A 17500-nucleotide genomic window follows, 5' to 3' on the forward strand; every position below is an offset into this window, starting at 1 on the left:
TTTCTATTCGTAAACTTATGGAAACACTGGTGAAAGCGTTAGACCTTCTGTTTCGGCAAAACCAAATCGTAAATTCATATTTTGAACAGCCTGACCGGCCGCACCTTTCATTAAATTATCAATCACAGATATTACCGTAATACGGTTTGTTCTATTGTCTACCGAGAAGCCGATGTCACAGTAATTAGATCCTGCAACGCCCTTTGGTGTTGGCCATTTTCCTTCAGGCATAATACGAATAAATGGATGATTTTCATAGAATGAATGATATAGCTCAATCACTTCGTTAGTTGTTTTATCAGTTAGTAGATTCATATACATGCTACACATCATCCCTCTTGTTAGCGGAATGAGATGAGTTGAAAACGTAACCTGAATATCTTTTTCGATTTGCATTGAAAGAAGTTGTTCAATCTCAGGAATGTGTTGGTGATGTCCAAGCTTATAGGCAGAAACATTCTCATTCACTTCTGAGAAGTGTGCTGCAAGACTTGTTTTACGACCTGCACCAGAAAGTCCGGATTTACCATCAATGATCAGTGAATTTGGGTCTACCCAGTCCTGTTGGATAATAGGAAGAATGCCGAGAAGAGAAGCTGTCGGATAACACCCCGGATTTGCAATCAAGTTCGCATTTGCGATCTGCTCTGGATAAAATTCTGATAATCCGTAGACTGCTTGCTTTAAAGCATGTGCAGGGGGTGATGAATGTTTATACCATTCTTCGTATAACCCATCTCCCTTTAATCGAAAGTCTCCCGACAAGTCGATACATGGGACTCCTCTCTCTAGAAGGGATGGAATGGACTTACTGCTAATTCCAGCAGGTGTAGCAAAAAACACGACATCTACTTTAGATGCTAGATCGTTAACATCTAGAGCATCAAATTCACAATTGTGTATATTCGTTAGGTGAGGGAATACATCATTTAGTTTAGAACCTACATTAGATGGAGATACGATCGTTTTAATTTCTACTTCAGGGTGTCCAAGCAATAAACGGATCAATTCTAGACCGCTGTAACCGCTGGCACCGACAATACCTGCTTTCACAAATTCCACTCCCTCTTTCTTTTCTTATTGTATGATTATACATATACAAGAATATATATACAACACATTTTTGGAAATATATATTTTATTTTTTGAATAATAAATATAAATAGTGTCCTAATCTACTAAGAAAATAAAAAACATGCTCAGCGTTCTGAGCATGTTCATAGGAATGTTATTTCTTAGCAAAATCAAACGTTATTTTCTTTTCAGTGGAACTCCAAACAAGTGCTGCGTCAAACGTTCCTTTTTTACTTTTCAGTCCATTGATTACGTTTGTTTTGCCGTCTGTTAGTAGTTTCTTAGCATTGGTTTGGGAGATAGGTTTGCCAAGAATCCTTTTTGATATCGTAAACGGACATTTGGATTTTGAATAGTTGCTACAGCCATACAACTTCCCTTTGTCAATGACTTCAGATCCACATAGTGGGCATTCTCCAATTTTTTTACCTAGAGCCTTTTTGGAAACCGTAGAAGGTTCAATTTTAATATCCTTTAAATCCCACGTTCCAGAAGCTTCAATTGCATCCGACGTTAATTTAGCAGCAAGCTTTTTAACAGATTCCATAAAGGCTTGCGGAGAAGCATCTCCACTTCCTATTTGTTTCAACCGCTGCTCCCATTTCGCTGTCATTTCTGCACTGGATAATACGGCATTTCCGATTGAATCAATGAGTAAAATTCCTTTATCCGTTGCAAACACCTGGTTTTTTACTACGTCGATGTATTTCCGGTCTTTTAGCATTGTAATAATTCCGGCCCTTGTTGCTTCGGTTCCTAAACCTTCCGTATCTTTTAGAATTTTCTCAAGCGATTCATCCTCAAGATGCCTGCCTGCGGTTTTCATCATCGTAATTAACTGACCTTCAGTAAATCGTTTAGGAGGCTGTGTTTTCCCTTCAGTAACTTCTGCAGATACTACCTTACCATTTTCTTCTTTTTCGATCGGAGGCAATTCTTCATCTTTTTGCGTTGAATTAATAATACGTTGCCAACCCTCTTGGATGCGAACCTGACCTTTAGATTGAAATAAAGCACGATCATCTACAAGTGTCATTAACGTTGTATAATCAACAATAGCGACTTCTTCATGTGCTGCTAGAAGACTTCTTGCGATTAAGTCATAAATTTTCGCTTCATCACCTGATAGTTTATCCATATTTGGAACCTGCTCAGTTGGGATGATGGCATAATGATCGCTAACTTTAGCTGCATTGACAAACCGTTTATCATCCATAATTGAATCACGCTTTAGAGGAAATAGATCTTTGTATGCTGACTGCTTTTGCAGTTTTGATAGAATCGACGGAAACTCTGCTGCCTCATCTTTTGTGACAAAACTAGAATCACTTCGGGGATATGAGATGATTCCCTTCGTATAGAGCTTCTGAGCAATGTCTAGCGTTTTTTTAGGTGAAAACTTATACCGTTTGTTTGCTGTCGATTGTAGTGATGAAAGTTGGAACAGAAATGGAGGCTTGTATTGCTTTCGTTCCTTTTTAACATCACTGGCTATACAGTCTTTGTCCTGACAAAATTGAGCGATTTTACTAGCCATTTCGGGTGATTCAATTCGAGTTTGGTCATCCTTAATCCATTTCCCGACAACAACTTTTCCACTGTAATTGAATGTCCCCTTCACTTCCCAGAATGGTTCTGATTTAAAATCCGCAATTTCTTTTTCTCTTTTTACAACCAATGCAAGTGTTGGTGTTTGCACTCTTCCTGCAGAAAAAACATCCTGTACACCCTTTTGTTTAAAAAGGAGCGTGTAGACACGGGAAGCATTTATGCCGACGACCCAGTCTGCACATGACCTCGCATAAGCCTCAAAATATAAGTTGCGCGTTTTCTCCTCATCAAGTAGTGCGTTAAAACCTTCTTTTACTGCTCGCTCAGTTAGCGAGGATATCCATAACCGCTTCATTGGCTTTTTACATCCCGCCTGATTGAGAATGGTGCGAACGATCAACTCTCCTTCTCTCCCAGCATCTCCGGCATGAATGATGGATCGAACTTCCTTCTTATTCACTAATTCTTTAATAACTTTAAACTGCTTCCACTTTCCTTTTGTGACTTGATATTGAAATTGCTGCGGAATCATAGGTAATGTTTGTAAGGACCATTTCTTCCATGATGACTCATATGTTTCTGGTGGTACAAGTTCACAAAGGTGACCAACAGCCCAAGTCATATAGGCACCTTCTGGGAAATCTGGATTTGGTTTTATGTAAATATATCCTTGTTTCTTTTCTGACGGATAAGGCGCTGCGAGACGCGTTCCCTGATCTGGCTTTTCCGCGATAATACATACTGCTGCCAATCAAAACATTCCTCCCTGAACATGATGCGCACATCATCTATTGTCTTTATTAGTATAGCGTACACTTGATCGCACTTGGTAGCATGTCTTTCATTCATGGGAAAAAGAAGTACCAATCCATAAGATGAGTACTTCACTTTACCACTATTAACCTCTCATATGAAAACTATCTTCTCGGATAAGGTGAGGTGTGGAAGATTCAATGCTTTTTTTCCTGCGTTTGCGATAAGTATACGGATGCGATAACCCATATACAATACTATTAACCGCTAGAATTGTTAAGGCAAAAGCCATAACAGGGGCAAGAACCATCCAAGGAAAGGATGATACATATTGAAAGTTTTGTGCAATCAACCCTGCCCATTCATTGGACATAGAGAAGACTTCAATAGTAGCTTCACCCGTATCATAATCGTATTCCATAATCCGAATATCTGATCCACCAATAAACACATTCAGAAGACCGAGATGCGCAAAAACAATCAGCACCTGACCGACTTGTTGAATAAAAACTACAAACAATTTTGGGTATAGAAACGGTGCCATATGTTTGCGGAAAATTTGAAAATGACTCCCTCCCATCACTTTAGCACTTTCAATAAACTCCTTTTCTTCAATAAGATGAAGTTCATTTTGAACATAAAGTGATAAAACCGGAACGCTGATTAAAATAAGAACTAGCATCGGAAAAATCACTTTCGTTGATGTGTCATAACTCCAGCTGAAGCTTAAGATGACCGGTGCTATTAGTACATAGGTGAAAATCGTTACAGGTGCGTAATGCAAAGCGTTAGCAAGACCATCTAATATTCTTCTGAATGATCCTGGAAGAAGGTACAATATATATCCCCCAACAAATGAAACGACCATTCGAAAAAACGCAACGAGGATGGATAAGCCTACCGTGAATTTTGCCCCCTCAAGAATGTTAAGCACTAAGTTATTGCCATCAAGGTCACTACCAAGTGGGAATTTTGATAACGGCGGAAAAGGGGCCAATGCAACAGCTTTATTGTTCTCATCAAGTAGAACTTTTTGAGGCTCTTGCGGATCGAAAAATAAACCATACAAGATGCTCCCAATAAGCAATAATACAATAAACAATCCTCCGCCAAGTAATGGTTTATTTCGGATTAACGATAACTTTCTCATATCAGCTCCCCCTTAACATGCAACCAGCGCTCTAGTATCCATTGCATACCAGTAAAGAATATAAAAGTAGGAATGAATATCATAAATAAGGCGATGGTTACAATTTCAGGGTTTAACACGCCGTGGTTAATAACAAACGTCATGAATCCTCTTACTTCAAAAATAACCTCAAGCATCACTAAATTTGCTAATGCAAAAAGAAAAATGCCTTTAAAGTGGTTAAATAACGTTAATATAGAATTTCTAAAAATATGGACCACTAAGATTTTGCTTCGCTTTAATCCTTTTCCTCTTGCTAGCTCAACATATAGCTGCTGTTCCTCATCTTCAAATGAGACTAATAAGTATTTAAAGATGTATAAAGCAGGTAGAAGAGCTAATACAACAATCGGAAGCAAAATGGCTCGGTCATTGTATCCACTAGCAATATTAAATAGAAGAATACCTGATGCTTTGTAAATCCAAATAATAGTCAATTGCGTAATCAATATAACAAATATGTCTGGAAGCGACTCAAGAACAAACAAGACTCCTTTAGGTAGAGCTCTCTTCTCTTTTGGAAGCAACATCGTGAGAATTGTGAGTAGGACTCCTAACACTAGTGCTAAGGTAAGCGAAGCCAAAAGATAAACCATTGATTGAAGATACGCATCAAAAAATTCAGGGAACAATGGTAGCTCTCTTCCTCGCTCGTAATATTGAATCGTATTATCAGTAAAAAGCAGGTTTAACGTTGTCATCATGTGTTTTAAATATTCTTCAAAGTTGAGGACGATTGTATCGTAGATAAAAAGCGTATTTGTTAATTCCTTTCGATCTACCATTTTTAAGACGTCCAATTGCGATTCCATATTGAAAAGAAGGTAAGGAAGTGAACCTATCAACATGATTCCAATTGACGTTAAGGAAAATTGAATGAGTGTACGGACAGCGTAAGTTTTGAACATCTAATTGATTACCTATTGATCCTCATTTGTGAATTCAACAACATCAATCTGGTTGCCAGATGGATCTTCAACGATAAAATAAAGACCTGGTGGACAAGGCTTCGGTTCATCAAATAGGACGTTAGCACCTCGTTCTTTTAAAAGTTTGAAATCATAATCGATATTCTCTGAAGAAATACCAAGCAGAACACTCTTCGACTCTGACAAATTGTTTGATGAGTCCTCTTCTAAGACAATCGGGATATTCTTATGTACAAGACTCACAATCTTATCACTATACTTTTTTGATACTGTAAAATCGAACACCTCCGTATAAAATGAGAGCGATTCTTTCATTTCCTTTACCTTAACTGTTAGTACACACACCTGATTTAACACTAAGTTTCCTCCTTAAAATGATGTAATTTAACTAAAAGAGTTCTATATAACCTATAAAATTCCATAAAAAGGATTCGTTCCCTTCATTTTTTTCGAAAACTTTGGAGTTTCCATGCTGAAAACCACGTTCTAGTACCCAAGGTAGAATGTGGTTTTGATATAATAAGACAATCATGCAGTGAAATGGAGGATTCGTGTGGATCAAGAACCTGAATATGAGATAACAAGTAGAACAACTCATCATAAAAGAAAGATTTTTAAAACCTATACGCAAAAAAGCCTCCACCTTATTCAGTCCTTTTCAAAAGCAACTTGGAAAGGTTCGTCTTATGGAGCAACTTTCATGACAATGCTTCTCATTATCTCAATGGGTTTCGATTTTCATACCGGCTTAGGGAAAGCAATAGACATTGTTATATTTACACTAATCGCGATTCCTGGAACATGGTTAGCGGTTAAAATTGGTTTAATCATCATTGGCCTTATAAAAAAACTACCGTCGTTGTTCATCGCAAGCATCCTAGTTTCAGGCATTATTATCATTTATACATTAGATCAGTACAGACAACTTGATAACATTCTTCCCCTAGCCTATACATTGCTTGTTGTTGGAATTGTTATCGGTGGACTAGTTGGTTATCCTCTTACGAACGGTCTAAAGAAACCAGTATCTATCGTTTTACTCACTATTGGCTTAATCGCATCCGGTGCTTTTTTCTACTGGCTGTTCACACCCGGTTTGGAAGATTACCGATCTCAAATGGTAGTAAAACCCCTTTCGCCTGTTAGCTCTAACCCAGCAAGTAGCGGTAACTACTCTGTTCAAACGTTTACTTATGGAAGTGGCAACGATAAACAACGAAAGGAATTCAGTATGCAAGTGGATTTAAAAACTCAGTCTGTCAATGCTTCCCCCATGATCGGCGAATGGTCAAAAGCTCGTGAATGGTTCTGGGGATTCAAAGACACAAATGTTCCTCTAAACGGGAGAGTTTGGATGCCAGAAGGGAAAGGTGAATTTCCTCTTGTCCTTATTGTTCACGGAAACCACAAGATGGAGGACTTCTCTGATGAAGGTTACGACTATCTTGGTGAATTACTTGCAAGTAGGGGATTTATCACCGTATCGGTTGATGAGAATTTCCTAAATTCATCATGGTCAGGAGGCGTGGCAGGAGATATCAACGGAAGAGCCTGGATGCTTTTACAACACCTTCAACAAATAGAGTCATTTAACCAAAAGAAAGATACGCCTTTTTATCAAAAAGTTGATATGAATGAAATCGCTTTAATCGGCCATTCTCGTGGTGGTCAGGCAGCAATTCTAGCTGCGAAATTTAATAAGCTTGATCGTTATCCAAATAATGCGACTATGCGCTTTGATTTTAATTACGCTATTCAAACTGTGATAGCCATAGCGCCAACGGATTATCAAACACTTTCCGACCGAAAAATTGAAATGAATGATGTGAACTACTTATTACTGCATGGATCATATGACAGTGACCTTTCAGAATTCGAGGGAGATCGCCAATATAACGGTATTCAATTAACTGGCGGTGAAGATGCCATTAAAGCAGCTCTTTATATTGATCGTGCAAATCATGGACAATTTAATACAACATGGGGAGATAATGACACATACTTTCCTTTTACGTTGCTATTAAATAAAAAGCCTTTACTAAAAGGGGAAGAACAGCGACAGATCGCTAAAACATATGTATCAGGATTCTTAGAAACTACGTTACATGAGGATGACTCTTATAAGCCGATGTTTGAAGATTATCGCTATGCACTAAAATGGCTACCGAAAACAACTTATATTAGTAAATACGAAGATCCCTCCTACAGCATTTTTGCTGATTATGAAGAAGATGTTGATGTAACGACTACATCTTCTCCCTTTATTAAGGTTACAGCAGGAAGTTTATTGCAGTGGTATGAAGGAGAGCTTGAGTACAGAAGAGATAAAGAAAGGGCCAATCATGGTGTATTCTTGAAATGGGATGATTCATATTCTAAAAATGGGCATTATACGTTGAATTTTTCTAAACCACTTCAGGATCCATTTAATTTTAATGAGAACAGTGATTTAACCTTTACCGCGGCTAATCTTTCTGAAGATGAAAGTCAGGAGTCGGTTGACTTCTCGATTAAATTATCAAGCAACGGTGAAAGTGCTACTGTTTTGTTAAGTGACATTATGCCTTTGCATCCTGTTCTACCTGTAAGGCATACGAAAACCATTTACTTCGAAGAAAAACGGTACGGAGAACCAACGGAACCTGTTCTACAAACGTTTAACATTCCGATTTCACATTTTATTGAAGACAATCCTTCAATAGATGTTAAGAAGATAGATACCCTTACGTTTCAATTCGATCAGCCTAACGGAGGTACTATCTTCATCGACCAAATTGGTGTTAATCAAACCAACTAAACTAGTAAAAAAAGGCTTTCCTTCTCTAGTGAAGGAAAGCCTTTTGGTATTAAGAAATCTTGCAAGAAGACTGACCGCGTTTAGCAAGATAGCTTTGATGATACTCTTCTGCACGATAAAACGCTGTAGCTGGTACGATTTGTGTTACGATCGGTTTCTTGAATCTTCCTGAGGCTGACAGGGTGTTTTTTGCAATCAATGCAGCGGATTTCTGCTCTTCTGAATGGAAAAAGACTGCTGAACGATATCTTGCACCAACATCCTCACCCTGGCGATTTAATGATGTTGGGTTATGATTATCGAAGAACACTTCAAGGAGTTCCTCATACGAGATAAGTGCTGGATCATACTCAATATGAACTGCTTCGGCATGACCTGTTAGTTCTTTATATACATCTTCATAAGAAGGATTGATGGTTTCACCACCTGTAAAACCTGTGGAAGTTGAAATAACCCCATTTAATTGTTGAAAAAGTGCTTCTACTCCCCAAAAACATCCAGCTGCAAATGTTGCGTAATTCATCGTGCCCACTCCGTTTCCTATATTGTTAGCTTCAGTCTCATTTCTATATATGTTCTCTAATTCATTTAGTGGTAACATATAAAGCTGCTTACTCCCCTTCTTGTAAATCCCTTTTGAAAGAAGGGTCTTAATAAGTTGTTGTTTAGCTTCATTATTTATTAGTGTATGCAATGCCAGTCACTCCTCTACAATAAATTGATGCCAGATAGTGGGCGCATACGAAAAAACCCCCATCTGTCAGAACAGAAGAGGGTTTGGAATTTCCGAGCCTCTTCTTATTTTCCGACTTTCGTCGCAGGAATTAGCACGGTTCCTAATGAACAATACATTCATCGGTCCGTTGCCGAGGTTTCCAAGGGCCAGTCCCTCCACCTCTCTGAATAAGAAGATCCTTTAAACAAAGGATTATTAAGTTATTTTCAATAATAAATCCTTTTAATACTGGTGTCAATAGAAACGAACACATTAGTATGCTAAATCACAAAAGAAATTATAAAATACCCTACTGCAGCAGTACCAGCGCCTATTAATGCTGGGCCAAGTTTGAATTTAGCATACGTCATTGGATTCAATTTAAGAATTCTTGCAATTGTGTTTGTATTGTCACTTAAAGGTGATGAAAAAGCTCCAAATGTCCCACTAGCAAACACGGCACCGATAACGAGTGGTAAATCAGTTCCAGTGGAATGACCAAGTGAAACACCAAGCGGCATTAAAATGCCCCATGTTCCCCACGATGATCCGATAAAATAGGAAATAAATGCACCAACTAAAAAAAGAACTGCTGGCACAAATAGTGCTGGAATCCAATCAAGGTTTGATGTTACGAAAGTTGAAAACCCCAGTGCCTCCGTCGATGCAGCAAGTCCCCATACGACAGTTAATAAAACGATAACCGGCATCATTTCGTTACCTCCTTCAATGAAAAAGGTAACGAGATCTTTCAGTGAAAAGCGCTGAAATAAGTAGAAAACAAATGCTAAGAGAACAGTCGTAAGCAGTGCAAAGACCATCGCATCAAGAACACTTGCTTCAATAAACGCCTTGGTTAGAGAAGTAAATCCTTTTTGGTAACCACTCCAATACGTAAGTAACAGTGTAAGTAATATAACGCCACCAAGCGGGATTAATAAGTTAAAAGGTTTTGTAGGAAGGTCCTTTGCTACAGCCGGATGACAATCCTCCCATTGATCGTCTACCTCCTTCTCAGCATTACCAGCTTCAGTAGAGGGCTTTTTGCGATGATGGAAGAAGCTTAAATAAAAACCTATAATGATAATACTAATGGAGAAAAAATTATATGGGATGCTTTGGAGAAATAAACGATAGCCATCTCCTTCTATCCCCTCTGCTCTAATGGAAAGTTGAACAACGGAAGACATATAGCCAACAAATGCTGTCGCAATTGGCATTAAAACGATAACAGGTGTTGCTGTTGTCTCAATTACAAAGCCAAGTTCTTGTGGTGTGATCTTCACTTTACTAAGAAGAGCTTTCATAATAGGAGCTACCGTAACGATTCGAAAGCTTGGGGCGCTAAACGTACCTAAAGTAGAGACCCATGTGAGAAAAAGCGCTCCTTTTTTTGTGCTGATTTTCTCTGAAGCAGCATGAACAAAGCCTTTAATGCCTCCAGTAAATTTCATCATACCGATAAGTCCAGTAAACATATAAAGAAAGAGAATAATCTTAATATTACTCTCATCCTTCAACCCGCTCATAATAAACGTATAAAACTGCTCTAGCCCTATAAGGGGACCTGTTTTATAAATAAACGACGCCGTTAGTAGTCCTGCTGTAAGCCCCGGAATCACAAGCTTGGTTTTCATTGCAACAATGATAACTACCACAAATGGTAAAATTGACAGCCAGTCCAAATGATTCTCCCCCTTCGCTACTAGTTTGCGCTAGGAGGAACGAGCTATACAAAAAGCCAGAGCATACGCTCTGGCTATCTGCTACGCAATGCTTGATGAAATTGTAGATCTGCAATCGATGATGCGCCAATTCCAAACATGGCAGTTCTTAACTCGAACTCAATGCGTTCAAGCTGATCAGACAATGCTTGTTCGCTGTCATCTACAGCATTCTCAAGAAGAGCACGACCAAAACCTGCTACATCTGCACCAAGTGCAATGGTTTTGGCTGCATCAACGCCGTTTTTAAGTCCTCCACTCGCTACGATTGGGACATCTGAATGGTGCTTACGAACATCAATCAAGCAATCTGCTGTTGAATTCCCCCACCCCTGAAAAGCCTCTGCAGCTTGTCTTCGCATTTCTTGATGTGCTCGATAGCTTTCCACCTGGATCCAAGACGTTCCACCAGCTCCTGCTACATCTATAAAGTGAGCTCCAGCGTCAATCAAGCGTTTCGCACTTTCGGAATCAATTCCCATACCAACCTCTTTAATGCCAAGAGGCACAGGAATTTCTTTTGCAACCGTCTTAATCTTTGATACTAGATCCTTGAAGTTCGTGTCCCCTTCAGGTTGGAATACTTCCTGTAAAGGATTAAGGTGAAGAAGTAAGGCATCTGCCTGGATTAAATCAATCGCTCGTTTACATTCTTCAATTGTGAAGCCGTAATTCAGTTGAACAGCACCGATATTTGCAAGAACCGGAATAGAGGGGGCATGCTTTCTCACTTCAAACGAATAAACTGAACGAGATTCTTGAATAGCAGCACGCATTGATCCGACACCAAGCGCCCATCCATGTCGTTCAGCAGCCTTGGCTAGTCGTTGATTAATTTCCCAGGCACGGTTAGTTCCACCTGTCATCGAGCTAATGAGAAAAGGTGTTGCCATTCTCTTATTGAGGAAGGTTGTTGAAAGATCGACATCCTTATAATCTATTTCTGGTAGAGGATTGTGTTTAAACCGGTACCTTTCAAGACCTGTTGATAAATCTTTGCCTTCTACTTCTTCTGTTAGACAAATATCAATATGTTCATTTTTACGTTTTTCAGTTTGATCAAATTCAAAATGATTCATTGGTAGTCCCCCTGAACTGGTCTCTTTTCATTTGTTTTTTTAACAAAGGCTTAAATCGATAACGGTTGTACCGTTGAATCATAATAAATGGGATGTTAACGAGCAAAGCATATCCAATCATTATCCAACCTATTATGGGAGGATTCCAAAGGAAAAACAAAACGGCTGGTGGAATTAAAATCCAATGTGTTACCTCTGCTCGCCTTGTTTCAAGTATAAACTTGCTAAGATAAAGCGAAGATAATCTCTTTAGTTCTTTCTTTCGGAAGCCCCCCCGAAAAACACCACCACCATCAGGTAAAATTGTTTTCCACTTACGAACTCTAGCCGTCTTATATAATGCGAATTCCCATTTTCTTAGCTTAATCGTTGATTTTTTGGATTCGTAAAAGGAATCTGGCAGTCGAAGGCAAATATAAGATAATACAACGTGAATAACTAACCAGGCAAGTATATTCACAATTACGAGTAAACTAATCGATAATTCAATAACCTGCACAGACAATCCTCTTTTCATAGTTGGTTTATAAGGTCTTAATTAAGGTAATAGTTCTGTTAGAATCAAATCCCTAGCACGTTCAAGGTGTTATGATTCCTTTACAAAAGTTATACCTACACTATACAATGACAATGATCAAAAGTCGATGAATGACTTTCAAATGAAGAAGGAGGAGAAGGAATGGGCAAAAAAACAATCGTAATCGGGGCTGGTTTAGGTGGGCTCTCAGCAGCTATTCGCCTTGCTGCCGATGGACATGATGTAACTATTCTTGAGAAAAACGAACGTGCTGGTGGTAAGTTAAATAAGCGATCTGGTCAAGGATTCAAATTCGACACAGGTCCTTCCATTTTAACAATGCCGTGGGTACTAGAGAAGCTCTTTAATAGTGCTGGTCGAAATGTGAGCGATTATATGACAATCAAGCGGATTGAACCACAATGGAGAACCTTCTTTGAAGATGGTGCACAGATAGACGTAACGAGTGATATTGCCGTTATGTTATCTGAAGTTCACAAGCGCTCAGAAAAAGATTACTCCAATTTCCTCTCCTATTTAGACTATTGTAAAACGATGTTTGATTTAAGTTTAAAGAGCTTCTACAAAAAGAGCTTATCGGGTATTCAGGATTTGCAAAAGCTACATACATTTAAAGATCTTCTCACAATGAACCCTATGAAATCGATGAATCAAGCTACTGAGAAGTATTTAGATGATAAACATCTTCAGCAATTATTTAATTTCTTCATTATGTATATTGGATCTTCTCCATATAACTCTCCTGCTATTCTTTCCCAGCTTGTTTATGTACAGCTCGGACTTGGTATTTATTATGTAGAAGGCGGGATGTACAACATTGCTGAAGGAATGCTTAAGCTACTTGATGAACTGGGCGTAGATGTTCAAGTAAACACTGAAGTAGCTGAAATTCTAACAGTGAACAAAAAAGCGGCTGGCGTTAAATTAACAAGTGGCCATACAATGGAAGCTGACCTAATTGTAAGTAACCTAGAAGGGATTCCTGCTCACGAAACGTTGCTTAAAGGTGAACCAGGCGCTGAAAAAGTGAAGAACGACCTTAAGAAGTATACGCCAACTGTATCAGGATTGGTCTTACTACTAGGTGTAAACAAAACTTTTGATCACTTAGAACATCACAACTTCTTCTTCTCGAAAGATCCAGAGCTCGAATTCAAACAAATTTTTGATGAAGGCATTCCGGCGGATGACCCGACTGTATATATTGGTGTTTCTTCAAAGTCTGATCCATCACAAGCGCCTGCAGGAAAAGAAAACCTATTCGTGCTTACACACGTTCCACCACTTCAACCTGGTGAAAGTTTTGAAGAATATCGTGGGAAGTACCGTGAAATTGTGCTAGATAAACTTGAACGAATGGGCATGACAGGTCTTCGTGAATCAATTGAATTTGAGTATCAATTTATTCCTGATGATATTCGTGATCTATACGGTTCAAATGGTGGCTCTATTTATGGCGTTGCTACTGATCGTAAAGTGAATGGTGGATTTAAGATCCCTTCAAGAAGCTCTCTTGTTGATAACCTGTATTTTGTTGGAGGTTCTACTCACCCAGGTGGTGGCGTGCCAATGGTAACATTATCAGGACAATTAACTGCAGACTTAATTGCTGAAGATCAGAAACTGAAGGACGAACAAACTGGCTAAGAAAGGATCTTCACTGCATGATGAAATGGGACAATTTAATATTTCGATTATTTGTTTTTTGGTATTGCTGCGGATTAATTCTAGTTGGATTTGATCTGCTTCCACCCATACTCGAATGGGCCAATGCATTTTTCCTAATTCTTTGTGGTATTCTAGGTGGCTTTTATTTCATCCGCACCTTTGGATTAAATAAAGGATTAGGCATCACTACCTTTATCTTCTTATTAAGTATGGTTGCAGAAGGATTGGGCGTTCATTATGGATGGATTTTTGGACAATATGATTACTCAGATGACTTCGGTTATAAATTAGTTGACGTACCAATTGGGATTGGATTTGCCTGGGTGATGGTCATAGCGGTCACTCATGTGCTAGCGATGGAACTGGTGAGTAAGATTAAGCCTTCCAAAATGAAATGGATAGCATATTCTTTCCTTGGTGCAATGATTGCTGTATTAATTGATTTAATTATTGATCCAGTCGCCTATCTCGTTAAAGGTTACTGGGGATGGGAAGGTGATAGCTTCTATTATAGTGTGCCATTACAGAACTTCTCAGGTTGGTTCTGGGTATCACTTTTCTTCCACCTTCTTCTCTATCCAGTCTATATCAATAATAAAGTGAAAAGAAAGAAAGCCTTTCTACTCTGGAAAAATCGAATGGCTGCTTTGTTTGGTATGGTAATGGGAATGTTTATCTTTCTTGCTCTTCTTGATGGGCTATGGCTTGCATTCTTCCTTACTGGAATACCAGCTTATTTACTACTCTTTGCTTATCGAGCTAGCACGAAGCAAAGAGAATTGGCCACAACTGAAGAGGTGCTACTCTGATGCTAACAATCTACCTATGGGTTCTTACAGGTTTCGTTGTTTGGACGATCGTCAACTCGTTATTTATGCCCGCCTTAAAAAATTCTAACATACAGGGGGATAAGGATGGACTTGTTTCCATCCTTATCCCTCTTCGTAATGAAGAGGCGAATGTTGTAAATTTAATTAAGAGCCTAGAAGAACTAACCTATCCAAATCTTGAAATCATACTGCTGGATGACCATTCCACAGACAACACATTGGAATTGCTTCAAGGAACGACAGTTGGTGATGATCGATTCACTATTATAAAAGGAAAGGAATTACCGGAGTGCTGGACTGGAAAAGTCTATGCCTGTCACCAACTAAGTTTACAAGCAAATGGAGCTTATCTCTTATTCATTGATGCCGATTTAAGACTTGCACCTGGTGCTGTTCAATCATCGCTTGCCTTAATGAAGAGGCGAAAAGCTGCTCTATTAACTGGGTTTCCATCATTTCCAGTAAAGCTTTGGCTCGAAAAACTTCTTGTGCCATTACAACATTTTGTTGTACATTTTCACCTTCCATTAGGGCCATCTAACTGGACGACGCTCCCTTCATTTACTGCGGCTCATGGTGCGTTTATTATGGTAAACAATCAAGCCTATCAAACTATTGGTGGGCATAAAGGGATTTACAACACTCTGCTTGATGACGTGGATTTAACGAGAATATTTAAAAAGCACGGCTATCGAGCGATACTTGCGAATGTAACAAACTACGCAAAATGCTATATGTATCACTCAAACCGTGAAGTGTGGAACGGATTTACAAAAAACCTGTTTCCAGGGCTCGGACGATCGGGCTTTCTCGTCTCATTTCTCTTTTGCTTTTATGGAATTTTTTATGTTGCTCCACTATTCTTATTTTTCGCTGGGTTATTTAAGCTTGCTAATGGAACCCTACAGCTAGAATTGTTATATCCCTACCTTTTAATTGTTCTACAAAAAGCATGGGTAGATGTTAGAACGAAGCAAGTTATTATCTTATCTTTCTTTATGCCGATAAGTGCGCTAGCTTTTATGGTTCTTTTGATTCATTCCATGCGTGTCGGATTAAAGCGTAAAGGTTATGTTTGGAAAGGACGGACCTATTCATGAAAACAATCGCAATTATCGGAGCAGGTCTCGGCGGACTATCTGCTTCTATTAAACTCGCAAGCAACGGCTATAATGTGCATGTATTTGAAAAGAATTCGCATACCGGCGGGAAAATGATGCCTGTAAATATAGGGTCTTATCACTTTGACTTCGGACCTAACACAATGACGATGCCAGAAGTATTCGACGGCGTTTTTGAAGAGGCTGGCCTTAATCCTCGTGACTTTTTTGAATGGACTAGGATCGATCACCACACGCGCAACATTGACTACAATGGCGAGTCATTTATGATGAGCACAAATCAAGAGGATATGATGAATGAACTTAAGAAGCTCGACCCCTTTGCTGCAGATCATTACCCAGCTTATTTGCGAGAAATAGAGCGTCTTTACTTGTTATCAAAGAATTCATTCTTTCCAAGAATGTTTACTTCCATAGGTGATTATTTATCTCCAGGACTTTTTAACGCCGTACTTAGAGTAAGGCCGCTTGAGAAAATGAATCACTTTCATGAACGCTTCTTTAAACACCCGCTTCTATTAAAAGCTTTCAATCGCTACTCTACTTATATAGGATCTTCACCTTATTTGTCTTCGGCTACATTTGCGATGATTGGTTATTTAGAGATGGTGCAGGGCGTTTATTACGTGAAAGGTGGCAACACGAGACTCGCTGAAGGAATGGAGCTTGCAGCTAAGCAACTGGGAGTGCATTTTCATTTAAATACGCAGGTGAAACAGGTACATATTGATGAAAAAAGAGCAAAGAAAGTTGAAACGGTAGACGGGTTTGGTCTCCCAGTAGATAACGTTGTGATCAATGGAGACTTACTTGATGCATATCCAGCACTTGTAGAGGAAAAGCATCGTCCATCTATGCGAAATAAAAAAATAGAGGCATCTTCCCCATCCATTTCAGCTTTTGTTATAATGGCAGGCCTTTCAACTCGACTTAAAGAGCTTTGTCATCATCAAGTCTATTTTTCAAAAGATTATACTAAAGAATTTGAAACACTCTTTGAAGGACAATGGGCTCTAGACCCAACGATTTATATCTCAAATTCTTCCTATACTGATCCATCGGTTTCTCCAGACGGAGACAATCTCTTTATCCTGGTAAATGCTCCACCAATTTCAGCAGAAAACAGTATTTCTGAGGATGAGTACAAAACAATCATATACAACAAATTAGAAGCTCATGGCCTACCAATTCGGGAGTATTTGGTAGAGGAAAAAGTGATTGGTCCGAATGAAATTAAGCAGCGTTTTCATGCATTTAGAGGCGCACTGTATGGCATCTCATCCAACTCTCTTAAAAACAGCTTTTTACGCCCATCCAATCAATCAAAGGATATAGCTAATCTCTATTTTGCAGGCGGTAGTACACACCCAGGCGGCGGCTCTCCGATGGTTGTTATTAGTGGGAAAAATGTCGCGGAGAAGATTATTGAACGAGATGCATAGTTACAAGAAAGCAAGGACCATTACACAGATGTGTTAATGGTCCTTGCTTTTTTCCTTACCCTTTTTGTAATACCATTTCATCCTAAAGCC

The 17500-nt window shown here is 39.0% G+C and carries 14 protein-coding genes and 1 riboswitch; of the genes, 5 read left to right on the top strand and 9 right to left on the bottom strand.

The window, feature by feature from the left end:
• Positions 1-15: 15 nt before the first annotated feature.
• From argC to FBF83_RS01235, 5 genes are all read right to left on the bottom strand, one after another.
• A complete protein-coding gene (gene argC, locus FBF83_RS01215) occupies positions 16-1053 on the bottom strand; it encodes an N-acetyl-gamma-glutamyl-phosphate reductase (protein ID WP_136945336.1) in 1038 nt (345 codons plus the stop codon).
• Between the two features lie 175 nt (positions 1054-1228).
• A complete protein-coding gene (locus FBF83_RS01220; RefSeq protein WP_136945337.1) occupies positions 1229-3376 on the bottom strand; it encodes a DNA topoisomerase III in 2148 nt (715 codons plus the stop codon).
• 147 nt (positions 3377-3523) lie between these two features.
• The gene (locus FBF83_RS01225; RefSeq protein WP_136945338.1) at positions 3524-4528 is read right to left on the bottom strand and encodes an ABC transporter permease subunit; all 1005 of its coding nucleotides are present in this window, start codon (positions 4526-4528) and stop codon (positions 3524-3526) included.
• Entirely contained in the window at positions 4525-5475 is a 951-nt protein-coding gene (locus FBF83_RS01230; protein ID WP_136945339.1) for an ABC transporter permease subunit, read from the bottom strand. The genes FBF83_RS01225 and FBF83_RS01230 overlap by 4 nt, the downstream gene beginning before the upstream one ends.
• Positions 5476-5487: 12 nt before the next feature.
• Complete coding sequence (locus tag FBF83_RS01235) at positions 5488-5853, bottom strand: VOC family protein (protein WP_136945340.1); 366 nt, start codon at positions 5851-5853, stop codon at positions 5488-5490.
• A gap of 196 nt (positions 5854-6049) precedes the next feature.
• On the opposite strand from FBF83_RS01235, the gene FBF83_RS01240 reads away from it, so the two are divergent.
• On the top strand, positions 6050-8293 hold the full coding sequence (locus FBF83_RS01240; protein WP_136945341.1) for an alpha/beta hydrolase family protein: 2244 nt from the start codon (positions 6050-6052) through the stop codon (positions 8291-8293).
• Between the two features lie 49 nt (positions 8294-8342).
• On the opposite strand, the gene msrA is transcribed toward FBF83_RS01240, so the two are convergent.
• From msrA to FBF83_RS01260, 4 genes are all read right to left on the bottom strand, one after another.
• Positions 8343-8987 carry a peptide-methionine (S)-S-oxide reductase MsrA gene (msrA, locus tag FBF83_RS01245; RefSeq protein ID WP_136945342.1) on the bottom strand — a complete coding sequence of 215 codons (645 nt, stop codon included), beginning with the start codon at positions 8985-8987 and terminating at the stop codon, positions 8343-8345.
• 101 nt (positions 8988-9088) lie between these two features.
• Positions 9089-9203: riboswitch (SAM riboswitch) on the bottom strand.
• Between the two features lie 86 nt (positions 9204-9289).
• On the bottom strand, positions 9290-10645 hold the full coding sequence (locus tag FBF83_RS01250) for a Na+/H+ antiporter NhaC family protein (protein ID WP_136946446.1): 1356 nt from the start codon (positions 10643-10645) through the stop codon (positions 9290-9292).
• Positions 10646-10767: 122 nt separating this feature from the next.
• Positions 10768-11811, bottom strand: a complete 1044-nt coding sequence (gene fni, locus FBF83_RS01255; protein WP_136945343.1) for a type 2 isopentenyl-diphosphate Delta-isomerase — start codon at positions 11809-11811, stop codon at positions 10768-10770.
• On the bottom strand, positions 11798-12310 hold the full coding sequence (locus tag FBF83_RS01260) for a glycosyl-4,4'-diaponeurosporenoate acyltransferase (protein WP_136945344.1): 513 nt from the start codon (positions 12308-12310) through the stop codon (positions 11798-11800). The genes fni and FBF83_RS01260 overlap by 14 nt, the downstream gene beginning before the upstream one ends.
• 180 nt (positions 12311-12490) lie before the next feature.
• Between FBF83_RS01260 and FBF83_RS01265 the strand changes: the two genes are divergently transcribed.
• From FBF83_RS01265 to FBF83_RS01280, 4 genes are read left to right on the top strand one after another with little or no spacing between them, the layout of a single operon-like run.
• A complete protein-coding gene (locus tag FBF83_RS01265; protein ID WP_136945345.1) occupies positions 12491-13996 on the top strand; it encodes a phytoene desaturase family protein in 1506 nt (501 codons plus the stop codon).
• A 17-nt stretch (positions 13997-14013) separates the two neighbouring features.
• Entirely contained in the window at positions 14014-14826 is an 813-nt protein-coding gene (locus FBF83_RS01270; protein WP_136945346.1) for a carotenoid biosynthesis protein, read from the top strand.
• Positions 14826-15947: a glycosyltransferase gene (locus tag FBF83_RS01275; protein ID WP_136945347.1), complete on the top strand. Its 1122-nt coding sequence runs from the start codon at positions 14826-14828 to the stop codon at positions 15945-15947. Before FBF83_RS01270 ends, FBF83_RS01275 begins: the two co-directional genes overlap by 1 nt.
• Positions 15944-17410: a phytoene desaturase family protein gene (locus FBF83_RS01280; RefSeq protein WP_136945348.1), complete on the top strand. Its 1467-nt coding sequence runs from the start codon at positions 15944-15946 to the stop codon at positions 17408-17410. The genes FBF83_RS01275 and FBF83_RS01280 overlap by 4 nt, the downstream gene beginning before the upstream one ends.
• Positions 17411-17500: the final 90 nt, after the last annotated feature.

The sequence above is a fragment of the Guptibacillus hwajinpoensis genome (genome assembly GCF_005144865.1).
Lineage (GTDB): Bacteria > Bacillota > Bacilli > Bacillales > Guptibacillaceae > Guptibacillus > Guptibacillus hwajinpoensis_A.